At 66.0% G+C, this 17,998-nt stretch carries 14 protein-coding genes and 1 tRNA gene; 14 read left to right on the forward strand and 1 reads right to left on the reverse strand.

Features of this window, described 5'->3' with window-relative positions; all coding sequences use genetic code 11:
* The 10 genes from RIB45_RS11420 to rpoC form a co-directional block, all read left to right on the forward strand.
* A partial coding sequence (locus tag RIB45_RS11420; RefSeq protein WP_502882552.1) for an EF-Tu C-terminal domain-related protein occupies positions 1 to 132 on the forward strand: 132 nt, incomplete at its 5' end.
* Positions 133 to 216: 84 nt separating this feature from the next.
* Positions 217 to 292, forward strand: a tRNA-Trp gene (locus RIB45_RS11425).
* A 236-nt stretch (positions 293 to 528) separates the two neighbouring features.
* Positions 529 to 717, forward strand: a complete 189-nt coding sequence (secE, locus tag RIB45_RS11430; RefSeq protein WP_350050404.1) for a preprotein translocase subunit SecE — start codon at positions 529 to 531, stop codon at positions 715 to 717.
* Between the two features lie 87 nt (positions 718 to 804).
* Complete coding sequence (gene nusG, locus RIB45_RS11435) at positions 805 to 1,335, forward strand: transcription termination/antitermination protein NusG (protein WP_350050405.1); 531 nt, start codon at positions 805 to 807, stop codon at positions 1,333 to 1,335.
* Positions 1,336 to 1,462: 127 nt separating this feature from the next.
* Entirely contained in the window at positions 1,463 to 1,894 is a 432-nt protein-coding gene (gene rplK, locus RIB45_RS11440; protein WP_350050406.1) for a 50S ribosomal protein L11, read from the forward strand.
* A 4-nt stretch (positions 1,895 to 1,898) separates the two neighbouring features.
* Positions 1,899 to 2,603, forward strand: a complete 705-nt coding sequence (rplA, locus tag RIB45_RS11445) for a 50S ribosomal protein L1 (RefSeq protein ID WP_350050407.1) — start codon at positions 1,899 to 1,901, stop codon at positions 2,601 to 2,603.
* 362 nt (positions 2,604 to 2,965) lie between these two features.
* The gene (gene rplJ / locus RIB45_RS11450; protein ID WP_350050408.1) at positions 2,966 to 3,475 is read left to right on the forward strand and encodes a 50S ribosomal protein L10; all 510 of its coding nucleotides are present in this window, start codon (positions 2,966 to 2,968) and stop codon (positions 3,473 to 3,475) included.
* A 61-nt stretch (positions 3,476 to 3,536) separates the two neighbouring features.
* On the forward strand, positions 3,537 to 3,917 hold the full coding sequence (gene rplL, locus RIB45_RS11455; RefSeq protein WP_350050409.1) for a 50S ribosomal protein L7/L12: 381 nt from the start codon (positions 3,537 to 3,539) through the stop codon (positions 3,915 to 3,917).
* A gap of 325 nt (positions 3,918 to 4,242) precedes the next feature.
* A complete protein-coding gene (gene rpoB, locus RIB45_RS11460) occupies positions 4,243 to 8,421 on the forward strand; it encodes a DNA-directed RNA polymerase subunit beta (RefSeq protein ID WP_350050410.1) in 4,179 nt (1,392 codons plus the stop codon).
* 117 nt (positions 8,422 to 8,538) lie between these two features.
* Positions 8,539 to 12,912, forward strand: coding sequence for a DNA-directed RNA polymerase subunit beta' (rpoC, locus tag RIB45_RS11465; protein ID WP_350050411.1), 4,374 nt, complete (start codon positions 8,539 to 8,541; stop codon positions 12,910 to 12,912).
* Positions 12,913 to 12,996: 84 nt separating this feature from the next.
* On the opposite strand, the gene RIB45_RS11470 is transcribed toward rpoC, so the two are convergent.
* Complete coding sequence (locus RIB45_RS11470; protein WP_350050412.1) at positions 12,997 to 14,142, reverse strand: ABC transporter substrate-binding protein; 1,146 nt, start codon at positions 14,140 to 14,142, stop codon at positions 12,997 to 12,999.
* 654 nt (positions 14,143 to 14,796) lie between these two features.
* Here RIB45_RS11470 and rpsL point away from each other — a divergent pair.
* The 4 genes from rpsL to RIB45_RS11490 form a co-directional block, all read left to right on the forward strand.
* Entirely contained in the window at positions 14,797 to 15,168 is a 372-nt protein-coding gene (gene rpsL / locus RIB45_RS11475; RefSeq protein ID WP_350050413.1) for a 30S ribosomal protein S12, read from the forward strand.
* A 13-nt stretch (positions 15,169 to 15,181) separates the two neighbouring features.
* Positions 15,182 to 15,652 (forward strand): 30S ribosomal protein S7, encoded by a 471-nt coding sequence (gene rpsG, locus RIB45_RS11480; RefSeq protein ID WP_350050414.1) that lies wholly within the window; start codon positions 15,182 to 15,184, stop codon positions 15,650 to 15,652.
* Between the two features lie 12 nt (positions 15,653 to 15,664).
* On the forward strand, positions 15,665 to 17,743 hold the full coding sequence (gene fusA, locus RIB45_RS11485) for an elongation factor G (RefSeq protein ID WP_350050415.1): 2,079 nt from the start codon (positions 15,665 to 15,667) through the stop codon (positions 17,741 to 17,743).
* A gap of 108 nt (positions 17,744 to 17,851) precedes the next feature.
* A partial coding sequence (locus tag RIB45_RS11490) for a GTP-binding protein (protein ID WP_350050416.1) occupies positions 17,852 to 17,998 on the forward strand: 147 nt, incomplete at its 3' end.

Raw genomic sequence — 17,998 nt, forward strand, 5'->3', positions numbered from 1 at the left:
ATGCCGGGCGACAACGTGACGATGGACGTGACGCTGATCGCGCCGATCGCCATGGACGAGGGGCTGCGCTTCGCCATCCGCGAGGGCGGCCGCACCGTCGGCGCCGGCGTCGTCGCCTCGATCACGAAGTAAGGTCGCAAGATCCGATCGAGGCCGGCGTCTCAGACGTTGAGGTATCCCGCCGCGCTCTAGTATAGTCCGGCGCGGCGGGATTGCAGGGGTATAGCTCAGTTGGTAGAGCGACGGTCTCCAAAACCGTAGGTCCTGGGTTCGAATCCTAGTGCCCCTGCCAGTTTTCCGCCCGCCGCCGCGCTGAGTCTCGAAAGGCTTCGGGCGGCGCGCGGCGCGATAGACGGATCGGGGAGGCCGGCGGGCTCCGACAAGGTCGGGGAGCCGTCAGCCTCTTTATGTGCTTTTTTTTGCGGCCCAACGGGTGTACAAGCCGGCCCGAACAAGTCGGCGGACCGGGTGCGGACAGTCCCGGCGACCCGACGAACAGGGTCCGCACAGGCGAGACGGAAGGCGGCGATGGCGAAGACGACGCCCGCAAAATTCGTGCGCGAGGTTCGCCAGGAGGCCAGCAAGGTCACCTGGCCGACCCGCAAGGAGACCGGCGTCGCGACGGCGATGGTGTTCGTCATGGTCTTCATCATGGCGATCTTCTTTCTGATCGCCGATCAGATCATCGCGTGGATCATCCAGCTCATACTCGGCTGACGGTCGGTCCTGAGAGAGCGTCATGACGGCGCGCGCGGCCGGGCCCTCTCGGCGGGCGGCGCGCCCAAAAGGTTGGAGTTAGAGGACGTGGCGAAGCGCTGGTACGTAGTGCACGTCTACTCGGGGTTCGAGAAGAAGGTGGCGGAGAGCGTGATGGAGCGCGCCCACGCCGCCGGTCTCGACGACCTGATCGAGGAGGTGCTGGTGCCCACCGAAGAGGTGGTCGAGATGCGCCGCGGCCGAAAGGTGAGCGCGGAGCGGAAGTTCTTCCCCGGCTATGTGCTGGCGCATATGGAGCTGACGGACGAGAGTTGGCACATCGTCACCGACACGCCGAAGGTCACGGGCTTTCTCGGCTCCGGCAAACGCCCTTCGCCGATCAGCGATCGCGAGGCGCAACAGATTTTGCACCAGGTGAAGGAGGGCGTGGACCGCCCGAAACCTTCCGTGGTGTTCGAGGTGGGCGAGCAGGTGCGCGTCTCCGACGGCCCCTTCACGTCGTTCAACGGCGTGGTCGAGGAGGTCGACGAGGAGAAGGCGCGGCTCAAGGTCACGGTGTCGATTTTCGGCCGCTCGACGCCGGTGGAGCTCGAATACTCCCAGGTGGAGAAGATTTGAGCCGGTAAGCGAGGTCGGGACGGCGGGTCCGTTCCGGTCGCGGTCGCATTGGAAATCCGCGGGAGGCGAGCGCGAAGACCAGCGTTCTCCGGACCGCGGCGTCCACTCTGATGAGAGAGAGGCGTTTATGGCGAAGAAAAAGATTGCGGGCTACATCAAGCTCGAAATTCCGGCGGGGCAGGCCAACCCCTCGCCGCCGGTCGGCCCTGCGCTGGGTCAGCGCGGGATCAACATCATGGAGTTCTGCAAGGCGTTCAACGCCGCCACGCAGGGCGCGGAGCCGGGCACCCCGACGCCGGTGATCATCACCGCCTACGAGGACCGCTCCTTCACCTTCGTGACCAAGACCCCGCCGGCGGCCTACTTCCTGAAGAAGGCCGCAGGCGTCAAGAAGGGCACGGGCACGCCGAACAAGGAGACCGTCGGGTCGGTCACCAAGGCGCAGGTGCGCGAGATCGCGGAAGCGAAGCTGAAGGACATGAACGCCGTCGATGTGGACGCGGCGATGAAGTCCATCGAGGGCTCCGCCCGCTCCATGGGCATCGAGGTGGTGGAGTAAGGTCATGGCGAAGTACGGCAAGCGTCTGCAGGACGTCTACAAGTCGATCGACCGCACCGCCGCGCTCGATCTGAGCGAAGCGGTGAAGACGGTGAAAGCCCGCGCGAGCGCGAAGTTCGACGAAACCATCGAGGTCTCGATGAACCTCGGCATCGACCCGCGCCACGCCGATCAGCAGGTGCGCGGCGCCGTCGCGCTGCCGCACGGCACCGGCAAGTCGGTCCGCGTCGCGGTCTTCGCGCGCAACGAAAAGGCCGAGGAAGCCGAGGCCGCCGGCGCCGACATCGTCGGGGCCGAAGACCTGATGGAGAAAATCCAGGGCGGGTTCCTGGAGTTCGAGCGCTGCATCGCCACCCCGGACATGATGGCCATCGTCGGCCGTCTGGGTAAGGTGCTGGGTCCGCGCAACCTGATGCCGAACCCGAAGCTGGGCACGGTCACGCCGAATGTCGGCGAGGCGGTGAAGAAGGCGAAGGCGGGCGAAGTGCAGTTCCGCGCCGAGAAGGCCGGCATCGTGCACGCCGGCATCGCCAAGGCGAGCTTCACGGAAGCGCAGATCGAGGAGAACGTGCGCGCGTTCGTCCAGGCCATCGCCGCGGCCCGACCGGCCGGCGCGAAGGGCACTTACATCAAGCGCGTTTCGATGTCGTCGACTATGGGACCGGGCGTGAAGATCGACCCGGCGACCGCGTCGGCCGGCGCCGCCTAAGGCGAGGCGCCGAGCAAGAGTTTCCGCCGATCGGGTCCGCGACAGCGGGTCGGGTCGGCGGGGGGCCGCACTTCGGTGCGGCGCCTGTCCGAGAACGGCGGCGCCGTCGGGCCGGGAGACCGGACCGAGGGCTTAAATGAGGGGCCTGGCCCCGAGGCCGCCGGGAGATAGGTGGATTGGAGTTTTCCTGTAGGCGTTCGCCTCGCGACAGCGGCGGTCGAACGGGCTTAGGGGACCGATCCTCCCGGGCAGGAAGGTTGGATCCGGCGCGACGGGGGCGACCCCGGAGACCGGATCCGTTCGTGGAACCGATCGTCGATCCGGCGCGAGCCGGGGAGACGGTCAAACAGCGGAGACGATCAGTGGACCGATCGAAAAAGGAAGCCCTGGTCGCCGAGCTGCACGAGACCTTCGAGAAGTCGAGCCTCGTTGTCATCACGCACAACAAGGGGCTCACGGTCGCGGAGGTGTCGGACCTTCGGCAACAGATGCGCGACGCCGGCGCTGGGTTCAAAGTGACCAAGAATCGGCTCGCGAAGATCGCGCTGAAGGGGACGAAGTTCGAGCATCTGGAGGAACAGTTCGTCGGCCCGACGGCTGTCGCCTTCTCCGAGGACGCGGTCGCCGCCGCCAAGGTGTGCGCCGAGTTCGGGAAGAAGAACGACAAGCTGGAGATCGTGGCCGGCGGCCTGAACGAACAGAACCTGACGAAGGAGCAGGTCGACAATCTCGCCAAGCTGCCGTCCCTGGACGAGCTGCGCGGCAAGCTGATCGGCGTGCTCCAAGCCCCGGCGACCAAGGTCGCGGGTGTGATTCAGGCCCCGGCGGGCAAGCTCGCCCGGGTGTTCGCCGCCTACGGAAGCGCCGACTAAGTCGCGGTTCGGACCCAAACAAGCTGCGTTTGAGACAACGCCTACTACGGAGTGAAGAGAAATGGCTGATCTGGAGAAACTGGCCGAAGAGCTGTCGAGCCTGACCGTCATCGAGGCGGCCGAGCTCGCCAAGATGCTTGAGGAGAAGTGGGGCGTGTCCGCCGCGGCGCCGGTCGCGGTCGCGGGCGCGGCTCCGGCGGGCGGCGGCGAAGCCGCTCCGGCCGAGGAGCAGGACTCCTTCGACGTGATCCTCGCCTCTGCGGGCGACAAGAAGATCAACGTCATCAAGGAAGTCCGCGCCATCACCGGCCTCGGTCTGAAGGAGGCCAAGGACCTGGTCGAGGGCGCGCCCAAGGCGGTCAAGGAAGGCGTCGACAAGGCCGAGGCCGAAGAGCTGAAGAAGAAGCTCGAAGAGGCCGGCGCCAGCGTCGAGCTGAAGTAAGACGGCTTTCGTCCGTCGGCGGGGCCGGTCGATGCCGACCCCGCCGACGGGCGGGTTTCGCGTTTTGAGGGGCGCGCCCGAGCGTTAAGGGCGTCGCCCCTCGACGCGCCTCAGAGGCGCCGCCCGCGACGCGGGGCGGCCGGACGGCCGAAATGACGGCCGGATCGGGCGGAAAACCGCCGGTCTCGAGGCGCCGCCGGCGAAGACGCGGGACGCCGCGCTTCGCGAGCCCGCGTCGCGCAGCCGCTGCTGCGGGAAGAGCGGGCGTTGACCCACGCATCCGGCGCACCGCCGGGGGCGTAGAAGGAATGGGACGAGGAATACGATGGCGAAATCGTTCACCGCACGGAAGAGAATTCGCAAGAGCTTCGGGCGCCTGCCGGAAGTCGCGTCGATGCCGAATTTGATCGAGGTGCAGAAGACCTCGTACGACGCGTTCCTGCAGACCGGGGTCGGCGCGAAGGACCGCAGCGTGGTCGGCCTCCAGGAGGTCTTCACGAACGTTTTCCCGATCAAGGATTTCTCGGACCGCAGCCAGCTCGAGTTCGTGCGCTACGAGCTGGAGACGCCGAAGTACGATGTCGAGGAGTGCCAGCAGCGCGGCCTGACCTACGCCGCGCCGCTCAAGGTTACCCTCCGCCTCGTCGTGTGGGACGTCGACGAGGACACCGGCTCCCGTTCGATCCGCGACATCAAGGAGCAGGACGTCTACATGGGCGACATGCCGCTCATGACGGATCACGGCACCTTTATCGTGAACGGCACCGAGCGCGTGATCGTCTCGCAGATGCACCGCTCGCCGGGCGTCTTCTTCGATCACGACAAGGGCAAGACCCACAGTTCGGGCAAGTATCTCTTCGCCGCGCGGATCATCCCGTATCGCGGCTCCTGGCTCGATTTCGAATTCGACGCGAAGGATCTCGTCTATGTGCGCATCGACCGGCGGCGCAAGCTGCCGGCGACGACGCTCTTGATGGCGCTGGACAGCGCCGAGACGGCCGCCAAGCGCGCCGAGCTGGCGAAGGAGGGCAAGACCCTCGACCCGGCCGAAGCGCAGGGCATGTCGAAGGAGGAGATCCTCGGCGCGTTCTACGAGACCGTCACCTACGCCCACAGCAAGAAGGGCTGGAAAACGCCGTTCGACGCCGAGCGCCTGAAGGGCGTCAAGCTGACCCACGATCTGGTCGACGCCAAGTCGGGCGAAGTGGTCGCCGAGGCCGGCGCCAAATTGACCCCGCGCAGCCTGCGCAAGCTGGTCGACGCCGGCGTCAAGGAGGTGGTCGTCACCGATGAGGAGCTGACGGGTCGTTTCGCCGCCGCCGATCTGATCGACGACAACACCGGCCTGGTGCTGGCCGAGGCCGGCGACGAGATCACCGAAGAGGTTCTGAAGGAGTTGGCGGAGGCGGGCGTCAAGGACCTGCCGACCCTGCACATCGACCAGATCAACGTCGGCGCCTACATGCGCAACACGCTGGCCGCCGACAAGAACCAGTCCCGCGAAGACGCGCTGATCGACATCTACCGGGTCATGCGCCCTGGCGAACCGCCGACGCTGGAGACGGCCGAACAGCTGTTCCAGAGCCTCTTCTTCGACAGCGAGCGCTACGACCTCTCGGCCGTCGGGCGGGTGAAGATGAACTCGCGCCTCGAGTTCGACCAGAGCCAAGTGCCCGACACGCAGCGCACGCTGCGCAAGGAGGACATGCTTTCGATCCTCGACGTGCTGCTGCAGCTGAAGGACGGCAAGGGCGAGATCGACGACATCGACCATCTGGGCAACCGGCGGGTGCGCTCGGTCGGCGAGCTGATGGAGAACCAGTACCGCGTCGGTCTCTTGCGCATGGAGCGCGCGATCCGCGAGCGCATGAGTTCGGTCGACATCGACACGGTGATGCCGCACGATCTGATCAACGCCAAGCCGGCGGCGGCCGCGGTGCGGGAGTTCTTCGGCTCGTCGCAGCTCTCGCAGTTCATGGATCAGACCAACCCGCTCAGCGAGATCACCCACAAGCGCCGCCTCTCGGCGCTCGGCCCGGGCGGCCTGACGCGCGAGCGCGCCGGCTTCGAGGTGCGCGACGTGCACCCGACCCATTACGGCCGGATCTGCCCGATCGAGACGCCGGAAGGCCCGAACATCGGCCTGATCAACAGCCTGGCCACCTACGCGCGGGTCAACAAGTACGGCTTCATCGAAAGCCCCTACCGCAAGGTGAAGGACGGCAAGGTGACCGACGAGGTCGTCTATCTGTCCGCCATGGAGGAGGGCCGCTACACCATCGCGCAGGCGAACGCGCCCACGGACGCGAAGGGCAAGCTGGTCGAGGATCTGGTGCAGTGCCGACGCGGCGGCGACTATCTGGTCGCCATGCCCGGCGACATCGATCTGATCGACGTCTCGCCGAAGCAGCTGGTCTCGGTGGCGGCCGCGCTCATCCCGTTCCTCGAGAATGACGATGCGAACCGCGCGCTGATGGGCTCCAACATGCAGCGTCAGGCCGTTCCGCTGCTGCAGGCGGAGAGCCCGCTGGTCGGCACCGGCATGGAAGAGCGCGTGGCCGTCGACTCCGGCGTCGCGCTCACCGCCAAGCGCGCCGGCGTGGTCGACCAGGTGGACGCGACCCGCGTCGTGATCCGCATGACGGATCCGGAGGAGGCCCGCGAGAGCGGCGTCGACATCTACAATCTCTTGAAGTTCCAACGCTCCAACCAGAACACCTGCATCACGCAGCGTCCCCTGGTGAAGGTCGGCGACGTGGTCGAACGCGGCGACATCATCGCCGACGGCCCGTCGACCCAGCTGGGCGAGCTGGCGCTGGGCCGCAACGTGCTCGTCGCCTTCATGCCCTGGAACGGCTACAACTTCGAGGATTCGATCCTCATCTCCGAGCGCATCGTGCGCGACGACGTCTTCACCTCGATCCACATCGAGGAGTTCGAGGTCATGGCCCGCGACACCAAGCTGGGTCAGGAGGAGATCACCCGGGACATCCCGAACGTCGGCGAGGAGGCGCTCAAGAACCTCGACGAGGCGGGCATCGTCTATATCGGCGCTGAGGTCGAGGCGGGCGACATCCTGGTCGGCAAGGTGACGCCGAAGGGCGAGAGCCCGATGACGCCGGAGGAGAAACTCCTGCGGGCGATCTTCGGCGAGAAGGCCTCCGACGTCCGCGACACGTCGCTTCGCATGCCTCCGGGCGCGACCGGCACGATCGTGGAGGTTCGCGTCTTCTCGCGCCGCGGCATCGACAAGGACGAGCGCGCCCTGGCGATCGAGCGGGCGGAGATCGAGAAGCTGGCCAAGGATCGCGACGACGAGAAGACGATCCTGGAGCGCAGCTTCCGCAATCGCTTCCTGGAACTGGTCGAAGGCCGCAAGGTCGAGACCGGACCCAAGGGCTTCAAGACCGGGGCCAAGGCGAAGCTTGAGGATCTGGAGGAGCTGACCACCGCGCAGCTGCGCCAGATCGTCGTGGACGTCGCCAAGGTCAACGACGAGATGGAGGCGCTGCGCAAGCAGTTTGATCAGGCGATCGCCAAGGTGAACGCCCGCTTCGACGACAAGGTCGAGAAGGTCCAGGCCGGCGATGAGCTGCCCCCGGGCGTCATGAAGATGATCAAGGTCTTCGTGGCCGTGAAGCGCAAGCTGCAGCCGGGCGACAAGATGGCCGGCCGTCACGGCAACAAGGGCGTGATCAGCCGGATCGTGCCGATCGAGGACATGCCCTACACCGAGGAGGGGACGCACGTCGACATCGTCCTCAACCCGCTCGGCGTGCCCAGCCGCATGAATGTGGGGCAGATCCTTGAGACCCACCTGGGCTGGGCCTGCGCCAATCTCGGCCGGCAGGTGAACGACGCGCTGGAGGCCTATCGCCACAGCGGGAAGCTCGCCGATCTGCGCAAGACGGTGACCGAGGTCTATGACGACGCCGAGATCGGCAAATCGGTCAAGGAGATGGACGACGATCAGGTGGTCGAACTCGCCGGCAATCTGCGCGGCGGACTGCCGATCGCGACCCCGGTCTTCGACGGCGCGCGCGAGGAGGACATCAACGCGATGCTCACCCGCGCGGGTCTCGACAGTTCGGGCCAGCAGCCGCTGATCGACGGCCGGACGGGCGAGTATTTCGACCGTAAGGTCACGGTGGGCTACATCTACATGCTGAAGCTCCATCATCTGGTGGACGACAAGATCCACGCCCGCGCCATCGGCCCCTACAGCCTGGTCACCCAGCAGCCGCTGGGCGGCAAGGCGCAGTTCGGCGGCCAGCGCTTCGGCGAGATGGAGGTTTGGGCGTTGGAGGCCTACGGCGCGGCCTACACGCTGCAGGAGATGCTCACGGTGAAGTCGGACGACGTCTCCGGCCGCACGAAGGTCTACGAGGCCATCGTGCGCGGGGACGACAACTTCGAAGCCGGCATCCCCGAATCCTTCAACGTGCTGGTGAAGGAGCTCCGCTCGCTCGGCCTGAACGTCGAGTTGCAGCAGGGCGAATACTGAGGCCGGTTCGCCGCGGGCCGCCCTTGACGGCGGCCGGCGGCGGCCCCTCGTGCAGATTATGCGCTTTTACGCGCCCGCCGGCGGATCCCCGGCTTGAGCGGCGCAAAGGAGAGCCCGATGAACGATTTGATGCAGATTTTCGGCCAGCCTCAGGGCCCCCAGAGCTTCGACCAGATTCGAATCTCGCTGGCCTCGCCCGAGCGCATCCGCTCCTGGTCCTACGGCGAGATCAAGAAGCCGGAGACGATCAACTACCGCACCTTCAAGCCGGAGCGGGACGGTCTTTTCTGCGCGCGCATTTTCGGGCCGATCAAGGATTACGAGTGCCTGTGCGGCAAGTACAAGCGCATGAAGTACAAGGGCATCGTGTGCGAGAAGTGCGGCGTGGAGGTCACCCTTTCCAAGGTCCGCCGCGAGCGCATGGGCCATATCGAGCTGGCGAGCCCCGTCGCCCACATCTGGTTCCTGAAGTCGCTGCCGAGCCGCATCGGCCTGCTGATGGACATGACGCTCAAGGATCTTGAGCGCGTCCTCTATTTCGAGAACTACGTCGTGACCGAGCCGGGCCTGACGCCGCTGAAGCCGTTGCAGCTTCTCTCCGAAGACGAGTATCTCGACGCGCAGGACGAGTACGGCGAGGAGAACTTCACCGCGATGATCGGCGCCGAGGCGCTGAAGTCGCTGCTCTCCCAGATCGACATCGACGAGGCGATCGAGACCTGCCGCGAGGAGCTGCGCGAGACCGGCTCCGAGGCCAAGCGCAAGAAGCTGGTGAAGCGCCTGAAGCTCCTCGACGGCTTCAAGGATTCCGGCGCGCGGCCGGAGTGGATGATCCTGGACGTCGTGCCCGTCATCCCGCCGGAGCTGCGCCCGCTGGTTCCGCTCGACGGGGGTCGGTTCGCCACCTCGGACCTGAACGATCTCTATCGCCGGGTGATCAACCGGAACAACCGCCTGCGCCGGCTGATTGAGCTGCGCGCGCCCGACATCATCGTGCGCAACGAGAAGCGCATGCTGCAGGAATCGGTCGACGCGCTGTTCGACAACGGCCGCCGCGGCCGCGTCATCACGGGCGCCAACAAGCGCCCGCTGAAGTCGCTGTCCGACATGCTGAAGGGCAAGCAGGGCCGCTTCCGCCAGAACCTGCTGGGCAAGCGCGTCGACTATTCCGGCCGCTCGGTCATCGTGGTCGGGCCGGAGTTGAAGCTGCATCAGTGCGGCCTGCCCAAGAAGATGGCGCTCGAGCTGTTCAAGCCCTTCATCTACTCGAAGCTCGAGCTCTACGGCCTCGCCTCCACCATCAAGGCGGCCAAGCGCATGGTCGAGAAGGAGCGTCCCGAGGTCTGGGACATCCTGGAAGAGGTGATCCGCGAGCATCCGGTGCTGCTGAACCGCGCGCCGACGCTGCACCGTCTCGGCATTCAGGCCTTCGAGCCCAAGCTGATCGAGGGGAAGGCCATTCAGCTGCACCCGCTGGTCTGCGCCGCCTTCAACGCCGACTTCGACGGCGACCAGATGGCGGTTCACGTGCCGCTGTCGCTTGAGGCGCAGCTGGAAGCCCGCGTGCTGATGATGTCGACCAACAACATCCTCTCGCCCGCGAACGGGAAGCCGATCATCGTGCCCTCGCAGGACATCATTCTCGGCCTCTACTACATCACCTACGAGCGCGCGGACGCTGTCGGGCCGACCGCCTATGTCGACAGCGCCGAGGCGCTGGCGGCGGGCGTCGAGCGGCATGACGTGATCCTGACGGAAGCCGACGATCGCACCAAGGTCATCGAGGAGGCCGACCCCAAGAAGGCCTTCAAGATGGTCACGGACGGCAAAGCGGCGGCGCATCGCGTGCCGCTCTACGCCTCGATGGCCGAGATCGAGCATGCGATGGCCGAGGGCGCGATCACCCTGCAGACCCGCATCAAGACGATCTTCGAGACGGTCGACGCCGACGGCGAGAAGCTCGAGCAGCGCGTCATCACGACGCCGGGCCGCATGATGCTCGCGAACATCCTTCCGAAGCATCCGAACGTGCCGTTCAGCCTGATCAATAAGGTGCTGACGAAGAAGGAGGTGACCAACCTCATCGACATCGTCTACCGCCACTGCGGGCAGAAGGAGACGGTGATCTTCTGCGATCAGCTGATGAATCTCGGCTTCGGCTGGGCCTGCCGCTCGGGCATCTCGTTCGGCAAGGACGACCTGCTGGTGCCTGAGACCAAGCAGAAGCTGATCGACGAGGCGCAGGAGCAGGTCAAGGAGTACGAGCAGCAGTATCTCGACGGCCTGATCACCCAGCTCGAGAAGTACAACAAGGTCGTCGATCTGTGGTCCAACACCACGGACAAGGTCGCTGACGAGATGATGAAGATCATGCAGGGCGGCGGCAAAGACGGCCTGAACTCGGTCTATATGATGGCGCATTCCGGCGCCCGCGGCTCCGCCGCCCAGATCAAACAGCTGGCCGGCATGCGCGGTCTGATGGCCAAGCCGTCGGGCGAGATCATCGAGACGCCGATCATCTCGAACTTCAAGGAAGGCCTGACCGTTCTGGAGTACTTCAACTCCACCCACGGCGCGCGTAAGGGCTTGGCCGACACGGCGCTCAAGACCGCCAACTCAGGCTATCTGACCCGCCGTCTCGTCGACGTCGCGCAGGACGCGATCATCATCGAGGAGGATTGCGGCACCAAGGAGGGCCTGACGATCCGGGCCGTCGTCGAGGGCGGCGACCTGATCGAGGGACTGGCGGAGCGCGTGCTGGGCCGCTGCGCGGCCGAGGACGTGATGGACCCGCTGTCGGGCGAGTTGATCGTGAAGGCGGGCGTCATCATCGACGAGGCCCTGGCCGACGCGATCGAGACCGCCGGCATCGACGCGGTGCGCATCCGCTCGGTGCTGACCTGCGAGTCGAAGGGCGGCGTGTGCGGCGCCTGCTACGGCCGCGACCTCGCCCGCGGGACCAAGGTCAATATCGGCGAAGCGGTCGGCGTCATCGCCGCCCAGTCGATCGGCGAGCCGGGCACCCAGCTTACGATGCGGACCTTCCACATCGGCGGCGCGGCGCAGCGCGGCGCCGAGCAGAACTCGATCGAAAGCTCGATCGACGGCAAGGCCACGCTCAACAACAAGAACGTGGTGAAGGATTCCGAAGGCCGGCTGGTCGTCATGGGCCGTAACTGCGAGGTCGTCCTGAAGGACGAGCAGGGCCGCGAGCGCGCCAAGCACCGCGTGCCGTACGGGGCGCGGCTTCGCGTCGACGACGCGGAGGAGGTCGTGAAAGGCCAGACCCTGGCCGAGTGGGACCCCTACACCGTACCGATCCTGACCGAGAAGGAGGGCGTCGCCCATTATGTCGACCTGGTCGAGGGCGTCTCCGTCCGCGACGTGGTGGACGAGGCGACCGGCATCGCCAGCAAGGTGGTGATCGACTGGAAGCAGCAGGCGCGCGGGTCTGACCTGCGCCCCCGCATCACGCTGCGCGACAAGGACGGCGAGGTCGTCAGCCTGCCGAACGGCATGGAGGCGCGTTACTTCATGTCGGTGGACGCGATCCTGTCCGTCTCCAACGGCCAGGAGGTCAAGGCCGGCGACGTGCTCGCCCGCATCCCGCGGGAGAGCTCGAAGACCCGCGACATCACGGGCGGTCTGCCTCGTGTGGCGGAGCTCTTCGAGGCGCGCAAGCCGAAGGACTATTCGGTCATCGCCGACCAGGACGGCTACATCGAGTTCGGCAAGGACTACAAGACCAAGCGCCGGATCGTCATCCGTCCCGCCGAGGAGGACCGCGAGCCGTCCGAGTTCATGGTGCCGAAGGGCAAGCACATCACCGTTCAGGAAGGCGATTTCATCCAGAAGGGTGAGATGCTGATGGACGGCAACCCGGTGCCGCACGACATCCTGGAGGTCATGGGCGTCGAGGCGCTGGCCGATTATCTGGTGAAGGAGATCCAGGACGTCTATCGGCTGCAGGGCGTGAAGATCAACGACAAGCACATCGAGGTGATCGTCCGCCAGATGCTGCAGAAGGTCGAGGTCGTCGACGCCGGCGACAGCTACCTCATGGCCGCCGATCAGCTGGACCGCGAGGAGGTCGAGCAGATGAATGACAAGCTGGCGGCCGAGAACAAGCGCGCCGTGACCTTCAAGCCGGTCCTGCAGGGCATCACTAAAGCGAGCCTGCAGACGAACTCCTTCATCTCCGCGGCCTCCTTCCAGGAGACCACCCGCGTGCTGACCGAAGCCGCCGTCAACGGCAAGGAGGACACGCTGGAGGGCCTGAAGGAAAACGTGATCGTCGGGCGTCTGATCCCGGCGGGCACGGGCTCTGTGATGAAGCGGCTGCGTCTCGAGGCGCAAAGCCGCGACAAGGAGATCCAGGCCGAACGTCAGGCCGAGCAGGACCGCCTGCAGGCCGAACGCGACCAGGCGGCCGCGGCGGCCGGCGCGGACGAGACCGGCGGCGGCGACGAGGCCTCCGACGCGGCCGAATAAGGCCGAGCGGCTTTCCGGCCGACATCAGCCCCCGGCGCTCGCGAGAGCGCCGGGGGTTTTTGTTTTCGCCGCGTCGCCCGCGCTTTACTTCTTGCGCGCCTGCAGGAACCCGCTGGCGGAGAAGGCGTAGTCGCCGCGCTCGGGGTTGAGCGCGCGGCTGAAGCTGCGGAAATCGACCCACGACCAGTCGCGTCGCCAGACGAGCGGGGCGACTTGCTTGATGTTGCCGGCGTGCAGCATGCCGAAGCCGAAACGCTGCTCCTTGCCGATCGGGGCGAAATCGACGCCGTTGGCGTGGTCGTAGAGCATCACCACGGCCGCGCCGCCGATCATGAAGTGCCCGCCCATGAGGAAGCCGATCTGATTGTCGAGCACGGCCTGCAGCGCCCACGGGCTCCAGTAGAAACCGCCGACGATCGCATCGACCCCGGGGACGCGTCGGGTTCGCGTCGAGAGCGCCTCGATCATTCCCAGCGCCTGCATGTCGTCGGTCGACCAATAGAGGGTCGTGCCGGGATAGCTCTCATAGCCGCGCTGAATCACCTGCTGGGCGCGCGCCTTGCTGCCATGCGCGAGGCCTAGATACTCGATGTCCGCCAGGTAGAACTCGTCCGCCGAGAGCTCCAACCCGGCGATTCTGTCCAACGCGCTTTCGTCGGCCGCGCTGTGGGTCAGCCCGATCAACTGAATCTTGCCGGTGGGCGCGGTGATCCCCCGGCCGTGCGCGTACCGGAACATGTTCCGCCCCAGAAGATAGCCGCCCAAGAGATCGTCCGGCGTTATCTGGCCCAGCCAGCGCGTGTAGTTGACCCGCGGCCCGCCTGTCAGGTCGCGCTGGTCGTCCGAGAGGCCCGCGTTGATCAACAGCGCATAGACCCCGTGCCGTTCGGCGACGTCCAGAACGTAGGGTCCGACCCGCTCGGAGGCGGGAAAGACCAGATAGTCCGGCGGGGTCTCCCGAGTGAGGATGCGTTCGGCGAGGGCGCGCATCGCCTCCCGGTCGCCGTCGGCGAAATGCTGCTCCAACGCGACGCCCAGGTCGGCGGCGGCGGCGTTCATAAAGTCCAGGGTCCGCGCCCAAAATGGATCCCCGGGCCCTTCGGGAACCAGGACCGCGATTCGCACCGGCCCCTGAGCGGCGGCGCTCGGCGGCGCGCCCCCCAAGCCGCCGACCAGGCAGCAAAGCCCCAGGAAGGCCGCGATCCAACCGGTGCGACGCCCTTTGATCATCCGTCCTCTCCCCTCGCCGTGAGCGCCGTCTTCCGCCTCGCGCCGCGGGCGGAGAGCGCATATCCGTGACTTCACCATATTTTTACGACCAAGGGCGAAATTTTATTGCGCCTAGCCGGCGCTAAATTGACGCAATCAACCCTTTTGAAAACAGGCGAAAATCCGCATATCCGGCCTTGACGGGCCAGAGGCCTCTGCATAGTATCCGCGCGCCTTGAGAGGGGGCTGGCCGTAGGCCCAACCCGGGTTCGCCCGGGCGCTTCGACAGGACCCCGATGGCGACGACGATACCGCGTCCTGCGGATCGCCGGCCCGTCGGTAGCCCGTCCGGAAGCGGAAAGAGCCTAGACGGAGACCCCGGGTATCAGGTGACGGGGCCGGAGACGGCCTTGCGATATTGAGACGGGACGACAGGCCGCTTGCTGGGGCGCGAGCCCCGGCCGATTGGTTTTGCGGTCTTTCAGGTCAACCGTGCGCACGCGAGAGCGGGGCCAGCCGACAAACAAGTCGGGCGGGCCGCTCGGTCGCGCGGTTGCTTTCGCATTCCGGACGGGGACGTCCGGGAATGGGCGGCGGCGATCCGCCGGCGCGGCCGAAGGGGCCGGGCCGCTGGTTGCAAGGCCGACGGTTGGAAACAAGGCGACGGGAATCGAGATGCCGACGATTAACCAGCTGATCCGCAAGCCGCGGAAAGATAAGCGCAAGGCCAAGAAAGTGCCGGCGCTCGAGGCTTGCCCGCAGAAGCGCGGGGTTTGCACCCGCGTCTACACCACGACGCCGAAGAAGCCGAACTCGGCCCTTCGTAAGGTCGCCCGCGTGCGGCTGACGAACGGCTTCGAGGTGTCGAGCTACATTCCGGGCGTCGGCCATAACCTGCAGGAGCACTCGGTCGTCCTGATCCGCGGCGGTCGCGTGAAGGATCTGCCGGGCGTTCGCTACCACACCATCCGCGGCACGCTGGACGCCCAGGGCGTCAAGGATCGTCGCCAGCGCCGGTCGAAATACGGCGCCAAGCGGCCGAAGTAAGGGGACGACAGGCATGTCTCGACGCCATAAAGCTGAAAAGCGCGAAATTCTGCCCGACGCCGTATTTGGCGACGTGGTGCTGTCGAAGTTCATCAACTCGGTGATGCAGGACGGCAAGAAGTCGACCGCCGAGTCGATCGTCTACGGCGCGCTGGAGAAGATGAAGTCGCGCGGCGCGCAGGATCCGCTGCGCACCTTCCACGAGGCGCTGGAGAACGTCCGGCCGCATCTTGAGGTGCGCTCGCGGCGCGTCGGCGGCGCCACCTACCAGGTGCCCGTGGAGGTGCGTCCGGTGCGCGCCCAGGCGCTCGCCTTCCGCTGGCTGATCGACATGTCGCGGAAGCGTTCCGAGAACACGATGGTCGACCGGCTGTCGGGTGAGCTCATGGACGCCGCGAACAACCGCGGCGCCGCCATCAAGAAGCGTGAGGACACGCACAAGATGGCCGAAGCCAACCGCGCCTTCTCGCATTACCGCTGGTAAGGAGCTGACGTTATGCCCCGGCAGACCCCGATCGAGCGTTACCGCAATATCGGCATCATGGCCCACATCGACGCCGGTAAGACGACGACGACCGAGCGCATTCTCTATTACACCGGCCGGTCCCATAAGATCGGCGAGGTTCATGACGGCGCGGCCACCATGGACTGGATGGAGCAGGAGCAGGAGCGCGGCATCACGATCACGTCGGCCGCGACGACCGCTTTCTGGCGCGACCATCGCGTCAACATCATCGACACCCCGGGGCACGTGGACTTCACGATCGAGGTCGAGCGCAGCCTGCGCGTCCTCGACGGCGCCGTCGCCGTGTTCGACTCCGTCGCCGGCGTCGAGCCGCAGTCCGAGACCGTCTGGCGTCAGGCCGACAAGTACGGCGTGCCGCGGATGTGTTTCGTCAACAAGATGGACCGCATGGGCGCGGACTTCTATCGCTGCGTCGACATGATCGTCGACCGTCTGGGCGCGACCCCTCTGGTCCTGAATCTGCCGGTCGGCGCCGAGGCCGAGTATGACGGCGTCATCGACCTGATCAAGATGAAGCACATCGTCTGGAAGGGCGAGGATCTGGGCGCGGCGTTCGAGTATGTCGACATCCCGGCCGAGCTGCAGGACAAGGCGAACGAGTACCGCGAGAAGCTGGTCGAGCTCGCCGTCGAGCAGGACGACGAGTTGATGGAGGCCTATCTCGAAGGCAACGAGCCCGACGAGGAGGCGCTGAAGCGCTGCATCCGCAAGGGCACCATCGGCGGCGCCTTCGTGCCCGTCCTCAACGGCACCGCCTTCAAGAATAAGGGCGTTCAGCCGTTGCTCGACGCGGTCGTGGACTATCTTCCCTCGCCCGTCGACGTCGACAACGTGCAGGGCACGGCCGTCGACGATCCCGAGACCAAGATGGAGCGGAAGACAAACGACGACGCGCCGTTCTCGGCGCTGGCCTTTAAGGTGATGTCGGATCCGTTCGTCGGCTCTCTGACCTTCTGCCGAATCTATTCCGGGACGGTGCAGGCGGGCTCCTACACGCTCAACTCGGTGAAGGGCGATAAGGAGCGCGTGGGGCGCATGCTGCTGATGCACGCCAACCACCGCGAGGACATCAAGGAAGCCATGGCCGGCGACATCGTCGCCATCGCGGGGCTCAAGAACACGACCACGGGCGACACGCTCTGCGACCCGGCCAAGCCGATCGTGCTGGAGCGCATGGAGTTCCCGGATCCGGTCATCGAGATCGCGGTCGAGCCGAAGACCAAGTCCGACCAGGAGAAGATGTCGAACGCGCTTCAGCGTCTGGCGCAGGAGGATCCGTCCTTCCGCGTGAAGACCGACGAGGAGAGCGGCCAGACCATCATCTCCGGCATGGGCGAGCTTCACCTCGACATCATCGTCGACCGGATGAAGCGCGAGTTCAAAGTGGACGCCAACATCGGCGCGCCGCAGGTCGCCTATCGCGAGACCCTCGGCAAGGCCGCGCAGGTCGACTACACCCACAAGAAGCAGACCGGCGGCTCCGGCCAGTTCGCGCGCATCGTGCTCAACTTCGAGCCGCGGGAGCCGGGTGAAGGCTTCGAGTTCGAGAGCAAGATCGTCGGCGGTTCGGTGCCTAAGGAGTACATCCCCGGCGTCCAGCGCGGCCTGGAGCAGTCGAAGGAGTCGGGTCCGATCGCCGGCTTCCCGGTGATCGACTTCAAGGTCACGCTGACGGACGGCGCCTACCACGACGTCGACTCCTCGGTCATGGCGTTCGAGATCGCGTCCCGCGCGGCGTTCCGCGAGGCGATGGAAAAGGTCTCCCCGCGCCTGCTCGAGCCGATGATGAAGGTCGAGGTCGTGACGCCCGAAGAGTACATGGGCGACATCATCGGCGATCTGAACAGCCGCCGCGGCCAGGTGTCCTCGATGGATCAGCGCGGCATCGCCCGCGTCGTCAACGCGACAGTGCCGCTGGCGAACATGTTCGGCTACATCAACACGCTGCGCTCGCTCAGCCAGGGTCGGGCCCAGTACACGATGCAGTTCGATCACTACGAGCCGGTGCCGCAGGCGGTGGCCGACGAGGTGAAGGCGAAGTTCGCCTGATTGAGTTGAGGTCCGCCGGTCTTCGCCTCAAGCGGAGGCGGCCGGAGCCGGGCCGGAGCGAAGACGAGACGAAAAGCGCGCACGACGCGCGGTCAAGGAGACGGAAAGATGGGTAAGGCGAAGTTTGAGCGGACGAAGCCGCACTGCAACATCGGGACGATCGGTCACGTCGACCACGGCAAGACGACGCTGACGGCTGCGATCACGAAGGTTCTGGCCGAGACGGGCGGGGCGACGTTCCTTGACTATTCGGCG

It is taken from the genome of Marivibrio sp. (assembly GCF_040218065.1).
In the GTDB taxonomy this organism is placed as follows: domain Bacteria; phylum Pseudomonadota; class Alphaproteobacteria; order UBA8366; family Aestuariispiraceae; genus Marivibrio.